Genomic DNA, 15686 nt, shown 5'->3' with positions numbered 1-15686 from the left:
GGCAAAGGTCGCGGGCGTCGAAGCCGCTGCTCAGCCCATCCGTTCCGAGGCGTATTCGTTGGGGCTGGCCGGGAACACCACCGTCTTGGCGCCGCTGATGAACACCCGGCGGTGGATATGGGCGTGGATCGCCCGCGCCAGAACCTGGCTTTCCACGTCGCGGCCAAGGCTGACATAATCGCCCGCGCTTTGCGCATGGGTCACGCGGACCGTGTCCTGTTCGATGATCGGACCCTCGTCCAGATCGGCGGTGACATAGTGGCTGGTCGCGCCGATCAGCTTCACGCCCCGGTCGAAGGCCTGCTTGTAGGGATTGGCGCCCTTGAAGCTGGGCAGGAAAGAATGGTGGATGTTGATGATCCGCCCCGACATCTGCTGGCACATCTCGTCGGACAGGACCTGCATGTAGCGCGCCAGCACGATGAGTTCCGCACCGGTCTCGCGCACGATGCGCATCTGTTCGGCCTCGGCCTCGGCCTTGTTCTCTTTCGTGACCTTGATGCAATGGAAGGGCAGGTCGTGGTTCACGACGACCTTCTGGTAATCCATGTGGTTCGAGATCACGGCCACGATGTCGATGGGCAGCGCGCCGATCCGCCAGCGATAGAGCAGGTCGTTCAGGCAATGCCCGAAGCGGCTGACCATGATCACCACCTTCATCTTTTCGCAGGGATCGTGGAAGGCATGGACGATGTCGGTGCCCTCGATCGCGGCGCGGAAGGCCTGATCCAGTTCCTCGCGGGTCTTGCCCTGTTCGGACATGAAACTGAGGCGCATGAAGAAGCGGTCGTTCTGCAGGTCGGTGAACTGCGAGCTGTCATGGATGTTGCAGCCGGCCTGCGCCAGGAATGAGGAAATCGTTGCGACGATCCCGGTCCGGACAGGGCAGGAGACGGTCAGGATGAGCTGGGGCATGGCGATGTCCTCGTGATGGTGGCGTGGGGGGATGGCATGCATCTGCCCGGCGGCACGGGGCCGGGGCGGGTCTGGCCTGTCTCATGGGTAGCGGGTCGGCATCCGGGCGGCGTGAAGATTTGCGACGCGGTGCCAGCAGCTTTGCGCCAGCCCGCCGATGCTGCGCCGCGGCATGCCGGATGCGCGTTTCGCGGCCGGGACGGGATGTCGGCGCGGACGCAATGCTACCGCCGGAATGTCGCGCCCGTTCTGCGACGCTGCGGCACTTCGACACATAAATGTCAGACTTCAAGTTGCTTGTCTCGTCTCGCTGCCGGGTCAGCCGCACATCGCATGGAAATGGAACGTCGGCAGGACATGTCCTGCGGGATCGGGTTGCGTCGCGACCCGGCCGGGGGATGCTCGTGCTTCCACGCCAAAAGCAAGACGGCGCCAATCGGCGGGAAACCCTTCAGGCAGGCACGGTGCCAACTCAGGAGGACGTAAGCGTGACCTATGTGACGAAGGAGGGCGAGGCCGGGGACCGGACCGACGCGCCTCCGCCCGAAAGCGTGATCCAGACCGATTACCAGGTCGGTCAGGACAATATCGAGGGTCAGCTGGGGGCCATGCCCTACAGCGTCCACAACCCGGTCTTCCTGATCTCGGCCCTGTGCGTCGTGGCCTTCGTGGCCTTCACGCTGGCGCTGCCGGAGGCGGCGGGAAATCTTTTCAGCGCGCTTTTCTCAGGGGCGACCAAGGGCTTTGACTGGTTCTTCATCGCCGCTGCGGACGTGTTCGTGATCCTGTGCCTGGTCCTGGTGGTCAGCCCCTACGGCAAGATCCGCCTGGGCGGCGCGGCGGCCAAGCCCGATTTCGGCTATGTCAGCTGGTTCTCGATGCTGTTCGCGGCGGGCATGGGCATCGGCCTGATGTTCTACGGTGTCAGCGAACCGCTGAGCCATTTCACGTCGTCGGCGGGCGGCATCGCGGTCGGCGCCGACGGGGTCCGGACGGATTGGGCGCCCCTTGGCGCCGCCGCGACCGAGGCCGAGGCGATCCGGCTGGGCATGGCGGCCTCGATCTTCCACTGGGCGCTGCACCCCTGGGCGATCTATGCGGTGGTGGGCCTGAGCCTTGCGCTGTTCAGCTACAACAAGGGCCTGCCGCTGACGATCCGCTCGGCCTTCTACCCGATCTTCGGTGAACGCGTCTGGGGCTGGCCGGGCCACATCATCGACATCCTCGCGGTCTTTGCGACGCTGTTCGGTCTGGCGACCTCGCTTGGCCTCGGCGCGGTGCAGGCCAATGCCGGCTTCAACAAGCTGTTCGGCATGCCGATCAACGAGACCTCGCAGACGATCCTGATCATCGGCATCACGGCCATCGCGCTCTATTCGGTGATCCGCGGGCTGGAAGCCGGCGTCAAGCGCATGTCCGAGATCAACATGGTGCTGGCCTTCGGCCTGCTGATGTTCGTGCTGTTCGCGGGGCCGACGCTGCTGCTGATCACCGACATGGGCAACTTCCTGATGGCCTATGTGCAATATCTGCCGGCGCTGTCGAACCCGGTCGGGCGCGATGACGTGAACTTCATGCAGGGCTGGACCTCGTTCTACTGGGCGTGGTGGATCAGCTGGTCGCCCTTTGTCGGCATGTTCATCGCCCGCGTCTCGCGTGGCCGGACCGTGCGTGAATTCATCATCAGCGTGCTGCTGATCCCGTCGCTGGTCTGCGTGATCTGGATGTCGATCTTCGGCGGCGAGGCGATCAGCCAGGTGGTCCGCGAGGGCTACGGCGTGGTCCGCGATGCCGACCTGCCGCTGCAGCTGTTCGCCATGCTGGACGGGCTGCCGCTGACGCAGATCACGTCCTTCGTGGGGATCGTGCTGGTGATCGTGTTCTTCGTCACCTCGTCGGATTCGGGATCGCTGGTGATCGACACGATCACCTCGGGCGGCAAGGTCGATGCCCCGGTCCCGCAGCGCGTCTTCTGGTGCGTCTTCGAGGCCGTGATCGCGGTCGTCCTGCTGCTGTCGGCGGGCGGTCTGGGGGCGCTGCAATCGATGGTCATCTCGACCGGGCTGCCCTTTACGGTGCTGCTGCTTCTGATGTGCGTCGCGATCTGGAAGGGTCTGGCCAGCGAGCCGCGCTGACCCCTTGAAAACGAACTCGGGCCCCCGCATCCGCTGCGGGGGCCTTTCTCATGCGTGGGCCTGCCGCACGGCTTGCGGGGTCTGGCCGTAGCGGCGGCGGAACATGCGGCTCAGATGCGAACTGTCGCAAAAGCCGCATTCCAGCGCGATCTGAGAGATCGGCCGCTCGCCCGTGACGATCAGGTGATGTGCGAGCGACAGCCGCATGTCCAGAAACGCCGCCTGCGGCGAGGTGCCGAGCGCGGTCTGGAAGTGCCGTTCCAGCTGGCGCTTGCTGTGGCCGATGCGTTCGGCGATCTCGGCCACGGTGAAGGGCTGCTCGATGTTCTGCTGCATCAACAGCAGCGCGCGCAGCACCATCGGATCGCGCGTCTTGAAATCCATCGTGATGCCGGGCTGGGGCTTGTCGGCCTGCAGCGCCTCGTCGATGATCATGATGTGCAGGCTCTTGCTGGCCTGGGCGCGGCCGACATGCTTGTCCACCAGATAGGCCGCCAGATGCGCGGAACTGGCCCCGCCCGAGCAGGTCAGCCGGTCGCGGTCCACGACGAAGATCTGGTCGGTGACCGGGTTCAGCCCCTCGAACTGTTCCAGAAAGTCGGCATGGTGGAACCAGCTGACGCAGCAGCGATAGCCCTGCAGCAACCCCGCCTGGTGCAGCAGGAACGCGCCGGTGCAGACGCCGATCAACGGAACGCCCATCGCGGCCGCATCGTGCAGGAAACGATGATAACCGGGCTGCAGGACGGCCTCGTCCTCCATCAGGCCGCCGATTACGGCGATATAGTCGAATCGGGCCGGATCGCCCAGCCGTTCCTTGGGCTGGACGCTGATCCCGCAGCTTGACGTGACGGGTTCCATCGTCTCGGACAGGACGGTCCAGTTGCACAGGATGGGGCGGCTGCGGTCGCCCTCGTCCGCGGCAAGTCGCAGAACATCAACGAAATTCGCGAAGGCGCACAGGGTGAATCGCTTGGCGAGGATGAAACCCACGGACAGGCGGGTATCGCCCTGCTGGCGGCGCAGCGGGCGGGCGATGCCGGGGCGGGCGGGGGTGGCGGCAAGGCTCATGGCGCGGCCTCGGGCTGATTGTGACGGTGCCATGTCGTAGCTCTAATACCGCGATGACGCAAACGTCCTGTCGCGGGGGGCCGCGAAACGGCAATGTTGGCGACAACAGAGGCCGCGCTCTGCCACGACAGGGTCGTTTCCCGACGATCCCGCGCAAGGCAGGGGCGGCACGGGCAAAAGCCCCCGCTGCGGGGCCATCGACAGAGAGGAGCCGTCATGAAGATCCTGGTCCCGGTGAAGCGGGTGGTCGATTACAACGTGAAGATCCGCGTGAAAACAGACGGTTCTGGCGTAGAACTGGCCAATGCCAAGATGTCGATGAACCCGTTCGACGAGATCGCCGTCGAACAGGCCGTCCGCATGAAGGAAGCCGGCGATGCGACCGAGGTCGTGGTTGTCTCGGTCGGTCCTGCCCAGGCGCAGGACGTGCTGCGGACCGCTTTGGCCATGGGTGCCGACCGCGCCATCCTGATCGCCGCCGAGGGCCGGATCGAGCCCCTGGCTGTCGCAAAGATCTTGCAGCGCGTGGCCCAGGCCGAAGAGGCCGGGCTGGTGATTCTGGGCAAGCAGGCGATCGACGACGATTGCAACCAGACCGGCCAGATGCTGTCCGCGCTGCTGGGCTGGAGCCAGGCGACCTTTGCCTCGGCCGTGGAACTGGCGGGCGATCGCGCCTTGGTCACGCGCGAGATCGATGGCGGCCTGCAGCAGATCGAGGTCAGCCTGCCTGCCGTCATCACCGCCGACCTGCGCCTGAACGAGCCGCGCTATGCCAGCCTTCCCAACATCATGAAGGCCAAGAAGAAGCCGCTGGTCCAGCAGACGCCCGAAGAGCTGGGTGTCTCGGTCGCGCCCCGCCTGAACGTCATCCGCGTCGAAGAGCCCGCCTCCCGCGCCAGCGGCATCAGGGTCGGCAGCGTCGCCGAGCTTCTCGACCGGCTGAAATCCGAAGCCGCCGTCCTCTGATTGGGAAAGACATCGCCATGGCCATCCTTCTCTTTGCCGACCACGACAATGCCTCACTGTCCGAGCACAGCGCGCGCGCGCTGACCGCCGCGCGCCGGATCGGCGCCGATGTGGACATCCTGATCGCGGGGCAGGGCGCCGCACCCGCCGCAGAGGCCGCCGCCCGGCTGGAGGGCGTGCGCCGCGTCCTTCTGGCCCAAGGCGACGCGCTGGCCGAGCGTCTGGCCGAGCCTTGCGCCGCGCTGATCGTCTCGCTTGCGGCGGGGTATGACACGATCGTCGCCCCCGCCACCAGCAGCGGCAAGAACGTGATGCCCCGCGTGGCCGCGCTTCTGGACGTGATGCAGGTCTCGGAGGTGATCGAGGTCGTGGCCTCCGACACGTTCAAGCGCCCGATCTATGCCGGCAACGCGATCGAGGTCGTCCAGTCGGCCGAGCCCGTGCGCGTGCTGACCATCCGCAGCGCAAGCTTCGCCCCCGCCGCGGCCGGCAGCGCCACGGCGCCGGTGACGGCCGTCGAGGGCGCCGATCTGCCGACCCCCTCGCGCTTCCGCGAGAACCTGCTTTCGGCCAATGACCGCCCGGATCTGTCCTCGGCCCGGATCGTCGTCTCGGGCGGGCGCGCGCTTGGCTCGAAGGAACGGTTCGAACAGGTCATCAACCCCCTTGCCGACAAGCTGGGCGCCGCCGTGGGCGCGTCCCGCGCCGCGGTCGATGCGGGCTATGCCGCGAACGACTTCCAAGTGGGCCAGACCGGCAAGGTCGTGGCGCCGGATCTCTACATCGCCTGCGGGATCTCGGGTGCGATCCAGCATCTGGCGGGCATGAAGGACAGCCGCATCATCGTCGCCATCAACAACGATTCCGAAGCGCCGATCTTCCAGGTCGCGGATTATGGCATCGTCGGCGACATCTTCGACGTCCTCCCCGAGATGGAGCGCGCCCTGTGATCGCCGAGGCCCGCGCGGCCGAGGCCGCCATCATCGACGGCAGGGCCTTTGCCGATACTTTGGGCGAGCGGATCGCGCGGCAGGTCGGCGACTTCGCCGCGCAGACCGGCCGCGCGCCGGGACTGGCCGTTGTTCTGGTCGGCACCGACCCCGCCAGCGAGATCTATGTGCGTTCCAAGGGCCGCATGGCGCGCAAGCTGGGCATGGAGAGCTTCGAGCATGTCCTGCCGGCAAGCGTCTCGCAGGCCGAGCTGATGGCGCTTGTCGCGCGCCTGAATGCTGACGAGGCCGTGGACGGCATCCTCGTGCAGCTGCCGCTGCCCGGCGATCTGGACAGCCTTGCCGTGATCGAGGCCATCGACCCCTCCAAGGATGTCGATGGCCTTCACCCCGTCAACGCGGGTTATCTGGCCTCGGGTCTGCCGGGGCTGGTCTCGTGCACGCCGCTTGGCTGCCTGATGCTGCTTCAGGACAGCCTGGGCGATCTGTCGGGGCTGGATGCGATTGTCGTCGGCCGCTCGATCCTGGTGGGCAAGCCGATGGCGCAGCTTCTGCTGGGCGCGAATTGCACCGTGACGATGGCGCATTCGCGCACGCGCGATCTGGCCGCCAAGGTGGGCCGTGCCGATATCGTCGTGGCCGCCGTCGGATCGGCCGAGATGATCCGCGGCGAATGGATCAAGCCGGGCGCGACGGTGATCGATGTGGGCACCAGCCGCGTCATCCGCGACGGCCGCACATGTCTCGTCGGCGACGTGGATTTCGCAGGCGCCAGCCAGCGCGCCCGCGCCATCACGCCGGTGCCGGGCGGGGTCGGCCCGATGACCATCATGACGCTGATGCACAATACCCTGATCGCTGCTTATCGTCGCACCGGGCTCTCTGCCCCGAAGATCGATTGACGGATCGCCCGCCGTGTGATGCGGCATAGTAACCACCAGCGGCCCCGCCGCCTCGCCACAACGTTCAAGGATGAGCAAGATGTCCAGCTTTCCCTCTCGCGCCCGCGTCGTCATTGTCGGCCTCGGCGGCATCGTCGGTGCCTCGGTCGCGCATCACCTGATCGAGAACGGCTGGGACGATATCGTCGGCATCGACAAGTCCGGCATCCCGACCGATATCGGCTCGACCGCGCATGCCTCGGACTTCTGCTACGCGACCAGCCACGATCTTCTGTCCTGCTGGACGACCATGTATTCCATGGATTTCTACGAGAAGCTCGGCCATTACAAACGCATTGGGGGCCTTGAGGTCGCGCGGGTCGGTGACGACGCCCGCATGGCCGAGCTGAAGCGGCGGGTGGACAGCGGCAAGGCGTTCGGCACCAACGTTTCCATCATCTCGGCGGCCGAGGCCAAGGCGAAGTTCCCGCTGCTCGAGGAAGACCAGATCCAGGGCGCACTGTGGGACCCCGATGCGGGCCTCGTGGTGCCGCGCTCGCAGACGGTCGCGGGCAAGCTGGTCGACATGGCCGAGGCCGCGGGCAAGCTGAAGGCTTTCGCCAACACGCCGGCGCTGGAGCTGCTGCACGAGAACGGCCGCATCACCGGCGTTCGGACCACCCGCGGGACGATCATGGCCGATCACGTGGTGGTCTGCGCGGGCCTCTGGGGGCGGCTGATCGCCGAGATGGCGGGCGAGGACCTGCCGGTGATGCCGGTCGATCACCCGCTGACCTTCTTCGGCCCCTACGAGGAGTTCGCCGGCACCGGGCTCGAGATCGGGCGCCCGCTGCTGCGCGACCAGGGCAACTCGGCCTACCTGCGCGACACCGGCGATCCGACCACGACCGAGGGCGGCCAGATCGAGTGGGGCTATTACTACGAGAAGGACGTGCGGATGGTCCATCCGCGTGACCTGCTGGAAAAGCACGAGGCGCGGCTCTCGCCCTCGCAGCGCGACCTGGTGCTGGACGACGTGATCGAACCGCTCGAGCGGGCGATGGAGCTGACGCCGATCCTGGCCGAGCTGGGCTTCAACGAGAGCCACTCGTTCAACGGGCTTCTGCAGACGACGACCGATGGCGGCCCGTCCATGGGCGAAAGCCGCAAGCTGCGGGGCCTGTGGTACGCCGTCGCGATCTGGGTCAAGGACGGGCCCGGCATGGGCAAGCTGATCGCCGACTGGATGACCACCGGCCGGACCGAGATCGACCACAACCGGATCGACTATGCCCGCTTCAGCGACTTCCAGCTGACCGAGGACTTCATCGCCGGCCGCTGCGAGGAGACGGCGGCCAAGATCTACAACCCGCCGGTCCACCCGCGCGAGCCCTTCGCGAACGGCCGCGGCATCCGCCGCTCGCCCTTCCACGAGCGCGAGAAGGAGCTGGGCGGCTACTTCATGGAGCTGGGGGGCTGGGAGCGCGCGCATGGCTATGCCGCCAACGAGCACCTGCTGGAGAAATACGCGGGTCAGGTCCCCGAGCGCCTGAATGAATGGGACAGCCGCCACTTCTGGCGCGTGTCCAACGCCGAGCAGCTGGAGATGAGCGTCGACTGCGGCATCATCAACCTCTCGCATTTCCACATGACCGACATCTCGGGGCCGGACCATGTGGCGCTGATGGAGTGGCTGTGTGCCGCGAAGATCGGCGGGGACGCCAACATCGGCAAGGGCATCTACACCCACATGCTGGACGATCAGGGGATGGTCCGCGCCGACTTCACCGTCTTCCGCATGGCGGACCGCTGCCGGCTGGTGAACGGGGCGGACGCCGGCCCGCGGGATCCGATCCACATGCGCCGCGTGGCGCAGGACCGCGGCCTCGACGTGACGATCACCGACGTGACCGAGGACTACACCACGATCGGCATCTGGGGCCCGAACGCGCGCGAGCGGCTGAAGACGGTGGTCGCGGACCCGGACGCGCTGGACGCGGCGAACTTCCCCTTCGCCGCGATCCGCGAGATCGAGATCGCGGGCCGCAAGGTGATGGCCTTCCGCATCTCCTATGTCGGCGAGCGGGGCTGGGAGCTGCACATGCCCTATTCCGACGGCCTCGCGGTCTGGGACGCGCTGCGCGGCGCCGGGGTCATGGCGGTGGGGATCGAGACCTACGCCAACTCGCGCCGTCTGGAAAAGTCGCTGCGCCTGCAGAACGCGGACCTTCTGACGCAGTACAACCTGCTCGAGGCCGACCTCGCCCGCCCCAAGGTCAAGGAGGCGGACTTCTGCGGCAAGGAAAAGCACCTCGAATACCGCGCGCGCGATCACCAGCCGGCGATGCTCTGCACGCTGGTGATGACCGACAACTTCGATGCCTCGGGCGTCGCCCGCTATCCGGTCGGCACGCTGCCGGTGATCGATCCGGACACGGGCGCCGTGCTGATCGACAGCCTCGGGCGGCGTTCCTACACGACCTCGATCGCCTACGGCCCGACCGTGGGCAAGAACATCGCGCTGGCTTACCTGCCCTGGGAATACTGCCAGATGGGCCGCAAGCTGCAGGTCAGCTATTTCGACGAACTCTACCCGGTCGAGGTCGCGGGCATCGGCTACGCGCCGCTCTACGACCCGGAGAACACGAAGCCGCGCAGCTGAGGCGAAGCGGTTAGTTAAACTAAATCAAGTCGCGGCCGGAGGATCGGCCGCGACATCGCGTTGCGCCTCCAGCCAATCGGCCAGCTGGCGGGCATTCGAGGACGGTCGGCCGTGGATCCGCAGATAGAACGGCCAGGGCGATGGCAACGCCTGCGGAACCAGCGGCACCAGCCTGCCGCTGGACAGATGCGGGTGCAGCAGGGCCTCCCAGCCGAGAACGGCTCCGATATGATCCTCGGCCGCCTGCAACGAGACGAGGTGATTGTTCAGCGCAAAGCCGGGGCCGGTCGGCTCGACCCCCGCCATCGCGCGGAACCAATCGGGCCAGGTGGTCCATTCCGGCTCGTCCGAGCGCGTATGGATCAAGGGCGCCCGCGCCAGATCGGCCAGATCGCGAATGGCGTGACGTTCGGCGAATCGGCGTGTGCCAAGCGCAAGGATGCGGTCCTGCATCAGCACCACGGTTTCGTCCGGAACCTCGGACGGATCGCCGTAATGGATGCTCAGATCGACGCCTTCTGGCGCCGGTCCGTCCTGCACCAGCTGCGACAGCGTGATCTCGGGATGCAGGGCCAGAAAGCCCGCCAGCCGCGGCATCAGCCACAGCGTGCTGACGGCGGTGGTGGCGGCGATCGACACGCCCGACCGGACCGAGCGGTTGCGGATGCGCCCGACGCTTTCGGCGATGCCCTCCAGCCCGCGTTGCAGCGCGACGAACAGCAGCGCGCCTGCCTCGGTCAGCTCGACCCCGCGATAATGCCGCAAGAACAAGGGCTGGCCCAGTTCCAGCTCCAGCGCCTTGATGCGGTGGCTGACGGCGGCGGGCGTCACGTTCAGTTCCGACGCGGCTCGCTTGAAGCTGAGATGCCGGGCCGCGACCTCGAAACAGGCCAGGTCGCCAAGCGGGGGCAGGTTATAGGGCTTGGGCATGATGTCGCATCCGGCAGGGGAAGGGTCGCTGCGATGACGCAGCGGCAAGGGTTTAACCAAGCTAATGTCAGATGAGATTTTATCCCATTGTCAAGCGCCTTGCGGACTGGCTTCGTGGCGCCAGACACATCCGGCTTTGCAGGAGCCCACCATGCCAGGACGTCCCCAGCCCCTCTCCGACCTCATCGCGCAGCACAAGCCCGGCCACGGGCTGCCGCAAGCCTTCTACACCTCGGCCGAGGTGTTCGCGCATGACATGGAAACGATCTTCTACCGCGACTGGCTCTATGCGATGCCCGCCTGCGCCCTGGACAAGGCGGGCAGCTTCCAGCGGCTGCGGATCGGCGCCTATGACGTGATCGTCCTGCGCGACAACCAGGGCGGCATCCGCGCCTTCCACAATTCCTGCCGCCATCGCGGCTCGGTCATCTGCTCGGTCGCGCAGGGCAAGGTGGCCAAGCTGACCTGCCCCTATCACCAATGGACCTACGGCCTCGACGGAAAGCTGCTCTGGGCGCGCGACATGGGCGAGGATTTCGACCCGACGCAGCACAACCTCAAGACCGTGCATTGCCGTGAGGTCGCGGGCCTCGTCTATATCTGCCTTGCCGACGAGGCGCCCGATTGCGATGCCTTCGCCAGCACTGTGACGCCCTATCTGGGCGTGCATGACCTGTCCGACGCCAAGGTCGCCTTCCAGTCCACGATCATCGAGAACGGCAACTGGAAGCTGGTCTGGGAAAACAACCGCGAATGCTATCACTGCGCGGGCAACCATCCTGATCTGTGCCGCACCTATCCCGAGGATCCCTCGATCACCGGCGTCAGCCCGGACGGCACCTTCCCGGAAAAGGTCGAGAACCACTTCAACCGTCTGGAAGGCGCGGGCGCGCCCTCGCGGTTCCGCATGGCGCCGGACGGACAGTTCCGCGTGGCACGGATGCCGCTGCTGGACGGGGCGGAAAGCTACACGATCAACGGCAAGATCGCCGTGCAGAAGCGGCTTGGCCGGGTGCCGTTCCTCGATGCCGGGACGCTGCTGATGTTCCATTACCCGACGACGTGGAACCATTTTCTGACGGACCACTCGATCACCTTCCGCGTGACCCCGATCAGCCCGATGGAGACCGAGGTCCAGACCACATGGCTGGTCCACAAGGACGCGGTCGAGGGCGTGGATTACGACCTGAAGAACCTGACCACCGTCTGGGAACACACCAATGACGAGGATCGCCGCGTGGTCGAGCACAACCAGCAGGGCATCTGCTCGCCAGCATACCAGCCCGGCCCCTACTCGACGATCCACGAGGATGGGGTGATCCAGTTCGTGAACTGGTATCTGGACCGCCTGCGCGCTCGCCAGCCGGGTCTGGCGATGGCGGCGGAGTAAACCGATGCTCGACGCCCGGCAGACAGCGAAATGGACCGATGACGAACCGCTGGAATGCGTCTCGATCCTGCCCGAATCCCCCAACGTCGTGACGGTGTGCTTTCAGGCGCCGTCCGGCCGGCCCTTCGAGTTTCTGGCCGGCCAGTTCCTGACGCTGGAACTGCCCCTGCCGGGTGGCACGATCCACCGCACCTACACGATCTCGTCCTCGCCCACGCGGCCGAAATCGCTGACGATCACGATCAAGGCGCAGCCCGGCTCGATCGGGACGCGCTGGATCATCGACAATCTGCGCCCCGGCATGCAGCTGAAGGCGCGCGGCCCTGCCGGGCGCTTCACCTCGACCCATTTTCCGGCGCGGAAATACCTTTTCATCTCGGCCGGATCGGGGATCACGCCGATGATGTCGATGACGACCGAGATCTATGATCTGGGCCGTCATTGCGACATCGTCTTTGTCAATTGCGCGCAGCGCCCGTCCGAGATCATCTTCAAGCGGCGTCTCGAGCATATGGCCACCCGGATCGAGGGGCTGGACCTGAAATGGGTCGTGCAGCAGGCCGACATCTACCAGCCCTGGACCGGCTACAAGGGCCGGTTCAACCAGCTGATGCTGGGGCTGATGGCGCCCGACTATCTTGAACGCGAGGTCTTCTGCTGCGGCCCGGCGGGCTTCATGCAATCGGTCAGCGAGGCGCTGGCGGGCCTTGGCTTCGACATGGCGCATTACCACCAGGAAAGCTTCGGTGCGCCCGAAGCGGCCGATCCGCCGCCGGTCGAGACCGGCGATGCCGAGGCCACCCCTGCTGAAGGCGCGCAGCTGGTGTTCCAGGATTCGGGCATCACCCATACCTGCACCCCGACGGACACGGTGCTGCAGGCCGCCCGCGCGGCCGGGGTCGCCATTCCCTATGGTTGCAGCATGGGCGTCTGCGGCAGCTGCCGCATCCGAAAGCTGTCCGGCGAGGTGCACATGGTCCATAACGGCGGCATCAGCGACGACGAGGTCGAAGAGGGCTACATCCTCGCCTGCTGCTCGCATCCGCGCGGGCTTGTCACGCTGGAGGCGTAGCCTCAGACCGCGCGCTGCGGATTTCGCCGGGAGTCAGGCCGCGCTCGGCCTTGAGCGATCGCGCCAGATGCGGCGCGTCGCAAAAGCCGCAGGCCAGCGCGATATCCGTCACCGATTGCTCGGTCTGGCGCAGCCGCGTCGTGGCGCGGTCCAGCCGGATCTCCAGATAGATCCGGCGGGGTGACTGGCCCAGATCCGCCTGGAACCGCCGTTCCAGCGTGCGCCGCGCCGTGCCGAGGGCGGCGGCGATCTCGTCCACGCTCAGCGGTTGTTCGATGTTCTGCTGCATCTTCAGCACCGCGCGCTTGACCAGTTCGTCCCGCGCCTGCCGGGCCAGCATCTGGCCGGGCTGGGCGCGCTGACCGCTCAGCGCATCCTCGATCATCATGATGTTCAGGCTTTTGGTCGCCGCCGATTGCCCGACATGGCGCTGAACCAGGAAGGCCGCCAGATGCGCCGCCCCGTGCCCGCCCGAGCATGTCAGCCGGTCGCGGTCCACCACGAAGATCTGGTCCGATACGGGCGTCTCGTGCTCGAACCGGTCGATGAAATCCTGGTGGTGGAACCAGCTGACGCAGCAGCGATAGCCTTGCAGCAGGCCCGCCGCCTGAAGCGTGAAGACCCCGGTGCAGAGCCCGACCAGCGGCACCCCCCGCGCTGCCGTCTCGCGCATGAAGTCCAGCGCCTGCGGGCCAAAGGCCGCGCGGTCGCTGATGAGGCCGCCGACCACCACCAGATAGTCGAAGACCCCCGCCCGGCGCAGCGGCGTGTCGGGCTGCACGCGCACCCCGCAACTGGACCGGATCGGGTCCATCCGCTCGGCCAGAACCGTCCAGTCGCAGAGAATCGGGCGCGACTTGTCCGCGTCGTCGGCGGCCAGCCGCAGCACGTCCACGAAGTTCGCAAAGGCCGACAGCGTGAACTGATCGGCCAGCAGAAAGGCGACTCGCAGACGGGTTGTGGCGGGTATCGGGCTCATGACGCGATCCTACACGACGGCTGGCGCAAATCTACAACCAGCCGCACCGATGAAACCATAATGTGACAATCAGATGCGATGAAGAGGGCCCCCGCCATGCAACGTTTCTCTGCCATGTCCCTGCTGAAGAATGCGCTGACGGGCCACAAGAACTGGCGCGAGCAGTGGCCCGACAGCCAGCCCAAGGCCGAATACGACGTCGTCATCGTCGGCGCGGGCGGCCACGGCCTGGGCGCGGCGTATTACCTCGCGAAAGAGCACGGCATCACCAATGTCGCGGTGATCGACAAGGGCTGGCTGGGCGGCGGCAACACGGGCCGGAACACGACCATCATCCGCTCGAACTATCTCTACGACGAAAGCGCGCGGCTCTACGATCACGCGCTGGACCTGTGGGAGAACCTCAGCCAGGAGCTGAACTACAACGTCATGTACTCCAAGCGCGGCGTGATGATGCTGGCGCACAACGTCCATGACGTGCAGTCCTTCCAGCGCCACATCCACGCGAACCGCCTGAACGGCGTCGACAACCGCTGGCTGACGAAGGAGGAGGCCAAGGCCTTCTGCCCGCCGCTGAACATCAGCCCTGACGCGCGCTACCCGGTGATGGGCGCCGCCCTCCAGATGCGGGCGGGTACGGCGCGGCACGACGCGGTGGCCTGGGGCTATGCGCGGGCGGCGGCGGCGCGGGGCGTCGACATCATCCAGAACTGCCCGGTCATCGCGATCCGGCGCGGGCCCGACGGTTCGGTGCAGGGCGTCGATACCGCGAAAGGCTTCATCAAGGCCAAGAAGGTCGCGGTTTCCGCCGCGGGCAACACCAGCGTGGTCATGGACAGCGCGGGCGTGCGGATGCCGCTGGAAAGCTTCCCGCTGCAGGCGCTGGTCAGCGAGCCGGTCAAGCCTATCTTCCCCTGCGTCGTGATGTCGAACACCGTTCACGCCTATATCAGCCAGTCCGACAAGGGCGAGCTGGTGATCGGCTCGGGCACCGACCAGTACACCAGCTACAGCCAGCGCGGCGGCCTGCCGCTGATCGAGCACACGGTTGCCGCCATCTGCGAGGTCTTCCCGATCTTCAACCGCATGCGGATGCTGCGCAAATGGGGCGGGATCGTGGACGTGACGCCCGACCGCTCGGCGATCCTCGGCAAGACGCCGGTCAAGGGGCTCTACGTCAACTGCGGTTGGGGCACCGGCGGCTTCAAGGCCACCCCCGGCGCGGCGCACACGCTGGCCTGGACCGTCGCCAAGGACGAGCCGCACCCGATCAACGCGCCCTTCACGCTTGAACGCTTCACCACCGGCCGGCTGATCGACGAAGCCGCCGCCGCCGCAGTTGCCCACTAGTCTGCGCGCACTGAGAGGTTCACCATGCTTCTGATCCACTGCCCCTATTGCGACGAGACCCTGCCCGAGGCCGAGTTCGCCTATGCCGGCGAGGCGCATATCTCGCGCCCGGCCGATCCCATGGCCCTGTCGGACGAGGAATGGCGTGATTTCCTCTTCATCCGCACCAACGCGCGCGGCCCGCATTACGAGCGCTGGCGCCACATCCATGGCTGCGGGCGCTTCTTCAACGCCTGCCGCGACACGGTCAGCGACCGTTTCCTGATGACCTACAAGGCCGGCGAGGAACGCCCGGCCCCCGCCAAACTGGAGGCCGCGGAATGAGCCGTTACCGCATCCCCGGCATGGGCCGGGTCGATCCCGCCAAGCCCGTCAGCTTCACCTT

General features: G+C 66.4%; 13 protein-coding genes. 9 read left to right on the top strand and 4 right to left on the bottom strand.

The genetic code is table 11. The annotated features are described in order from the left end of the window. Window positions 1-30 precede the first annotated feature (30 nt). Entirely contained in the window at window positions 31-915 is an 885-nt protein-coding gene (purU, locus tag QAR72_RS02205) for a formyltetrahydrofolate deformylase (protein WP_304615727.1), read from the bottom strand. Window positions 916-1523: 608 nt separating this feature from the next. Between purU and QAR72_RS02200 the strand changes: the two genes are divergently transcribed. Next, window positions 1524-3050, top strand: coding sequence for a BCCT family transporter (locus QAR72_RS02200; RefSeq protein ID WP_304615816.1), 1527 nt, complete (start codon window positions 1524-1526; stop codon window positions 3048-3050). A gap of 48 nt (window positions 3051-3098) precedes the next feature. Here the strand turns inward: QAR72_RS02200 and QAR72_RS02195 are convergent, their stop codons facing one another. Then, entirely contained in the window at window positions 3099-4121 is a 1023-nt protein-coding gene (locus QAR72_RS02195) for a GlxA family transcriptional regulator (protein WP_304615726.1), read from the bottom strand. Between the two features lie 216 nt (window positions 4122-4337). Between QAR72_RS02195 and QAR72_RS02190 the strand changes: the two genes are divergently transcribed. The 4 genes from QAR72_RS02190 (at window position 4338) to QAR72_RS02175 (ending at window position 9580) form a co-directional block, all read left to right on the top strand. After that, window positions 4338-5087: an electron transfer flavoprotein subunit beta/FixA family protein gene (locus tag QAR72_RS02190; protein ID WP_304615725.1), complete on the top strand. Its 750-nt coding sequence runs from the start codon at window positions 4338-4340 to the stop codon at window positions 5085-5087. 17 nt (window positions 5088-5104) lie between these two features. Next, the gene (locus QAR72_RS02185) at window positions 5105-6037 is read left to right on the top strand and encodes an electron transfer flavoprotein subunit alpha/FixB family protein (RefSeq protein ID WP_304615724.1); all 933 of its coding nucleotides are present in this window, start codon (window positions 5105-5107) and stop codon (window positions 6035-6037) included. After that, complete coding sequence (gene folD / locus QAR72_RS02180; protein WP_304615723.1) at window positions 6034-6939, top strand: bifunctional methylenetetrahydrofolate dehydrogenase/methenyltetrahydrofolate cyclohydrolase FolD; 906 nt, start codon at window positions 6034-6036, stop codon at window positions 6937-6939. The genes QAR72_RS02185 and folD overlap by 4 nt, the downstream gene beginning before the upstream one ends. 70 nt (window positions 6940-7009) lie before the next feature. Beyond that, the gene (locus QAR72_RS02175; RefSeq protein WP_304615722.1) at window positions 7010-9580 is read left to right on the top strand and encodes a GcvT family protein; all 2571 of its coding nucleotides are present in this window, start codon (window positions 7010-7012) and stop codon (window positions 9578-9580) included. A gap of 24 nt (window positions 9581-9604) precedes the next feature. Here QAR72_RS02175 and QAR72_RS02170 read toward each other — a convergent pair whose 3' ends face one another. Further along, complete coding sequence (locus QAR72_RS02170; protein ID WP_304615721.1) at window positions 9605-10510, bottom strand: LysR family transcriptional regulator; 906 nt, start codon at window positions 10508-10510, stop codon at window positions 9605-9607. 151 nt (window positions 10511-10661) lie between these two features. Here QAR72_RS02170 and QAR72_RS02165 point away from each other — a divergent pair, with 151 nt between their 5' ends. Both QAR72_RS02165 and QAR72_RS02160 read left to right on the top strand, forming a co-directional pair. After that, window positions 10662-11900, top strand: coding sequence for an aromatic ring-hydroxylating oxygenase subunit alpha (locus tag QAR72_RS02165; RefSeq protein ID WP_304615720.1), 1239 nt, complete (start codon window positions 10662-10664; stop codon window positions 11898-11900). Window positions 11901-11904: 4 nt separating this feature from the next. After that, window positions 11905-12972 carry a hybrid-cluster NAD(P)-dependent oxidoreductase gene (locus QAR72_RS02160; RefSeq protein WP_304615719.1) on the top strand — a complete coding sequence of 356 codons (1068 nt, stop codon included), beginning with the start codon at window positions 11905-11907 and terminating at the stop codon, window positions 12970-12972. Here the strand turns inward: QAR72_RS02160 and QAR72_RS02155 are convergent. Further along, window positions 12956-13951, bottom strand: a complete 996-nt coding sequence (locus tag QAR72_RS02155; protein WP_304615718.1) for a GlxA family transcriptional regulator — start codon at window positions 13949-13951, stop codon at window positions 12956-12958. The genes QAR72_RS02160 and QAR72_RS02155 overlap by 17 nt on opposite strands. 96 nt (window positions 13952-14047) lie before the next feature. Between QAR72_RS02155 and QAR72_RS02150 the strand changes: the two genes are divergently transcribed. Then, entirely contained in the window at window positions 14048-15301 is a 1254-nt protein-coding gene (locus tag QAR72_RS02150; RefSeq protein WP_304615717.1) for a sarcosine oxidase subunit beta family protein, read from the top strand. 24 nt (window positions 15302-15325) lie between these two features. Then, window positions 15326-15625: a sarcosine oxidase subunit delta gene (locus tag QAR72_RS02145; RefSeq protein ID WP_304615716.1), complete on the top strand. Its 300-nt coding sequence runs from the start codon at window positions 15326-15328 to the stop codon at window positions 15623-15625. The last annotated feature ends 61 nt before the right edge of the window (window positions 15626-15686 follow it).

It is taken from the genome of Paracoccus sp. (in: a-proteobacteria), from assembly GCF_030604785.1.
Lineage (GTDB): Bacteria > Pseudomonadota > Alphaproteobacteria > Rhodobacterales > Rhodobacteraceae > Paracoccus.
Note: the sequence above shows the minus strand (reverse complement) of the source record. Positions and strands in the feature narration are given on the sequence as shown.

Bases quoted from the DNA above. Each gene is read 5' to 3' on its own strand.
- QAR72_RS02165 (WP_304615720.1), top strand. From the start codon at position 10,662: ATGCCAGGACGTCCCCAGCCCCTCTCCGACCTCATCGCGCAGCACAAG.
- QAR72_RS02195 (WP_304615726.1), bottom strand. From the start codon at position 4,121: ATGAGCCTTGCCGCCACCCCCGCCCGCCCCGGCATCGCCCGCCCGCTG.
- QAR72_RS02175 (WP_304615722.1), top strand. From the start codon at position 7,010: ATGAGCAAGATGTCCAGCTTTCCCTCTCGCGCCCGCGTCGTCATTGTC.
- QAR72_RS02190 (WP_304615725.1), top strand. From the start codon at position 4,338: ATGAAGATCCTGGTCCCGGTGAAGCGGGTGGTCGATTACAACGTGAAG.
- QAR72_RS02200 (WP_304615816.1), top strand. From the start codon at position 1,524: ATGCCCTACAGCGTCCACAACCCGGTCTTCCTGATCTCGGCCCTGTGC.
- QAR72_RS02170 (WP_304615721.1), bottom strand. From the start codon at position 10,510: ATGCCCAAGCCCTATAACCTGCCCCCGCTTGGCGACCTGGCCTGTTTC.
- QAR72_RS02145 (WP_304615716.1), top strand. From the start codon at position 15,326: ATGCTTCTGATCCACTGCCCCTATTGCGACGAGACCCTGCCCGAGGCC.
- QAR72_RS02185 (WP_304615724.1), top strand. From the start codon at position 5,105: ATGGCCATCCTTCTCTTTGCCGACCACGACAATGCCTCACTGTCCGAG.
- QAR72_RS02150 (WP_304615717.1), top strand. From the start codon at position 14,048: ATGCAACGTTTCTCTGCCATGTCCCTGCTGAAGAATGCGCTGACGGGC.
- QAR72_RS02155 (WP_304615718.1), bottom strand. From the start codon at position 13,951: ATGAGCCCGATACCCGCCACAACCCGTCTGCGAGTCGCCTTTCTGCTG.
- QAR72_RS02160 (WP_304615719.1), top strand. From the start codon at position 11,905: ATGCTCGACGCCCGGCAGACAGCGAAATGGACCGATGACGAACCGCTG.
- purU (WP_304615727.1), bottom strand. From the start codon at position 915: ATGCCCCAGCTCATCCTGACCGTCTCCTGCCCTGTCCGGACCGGGATC.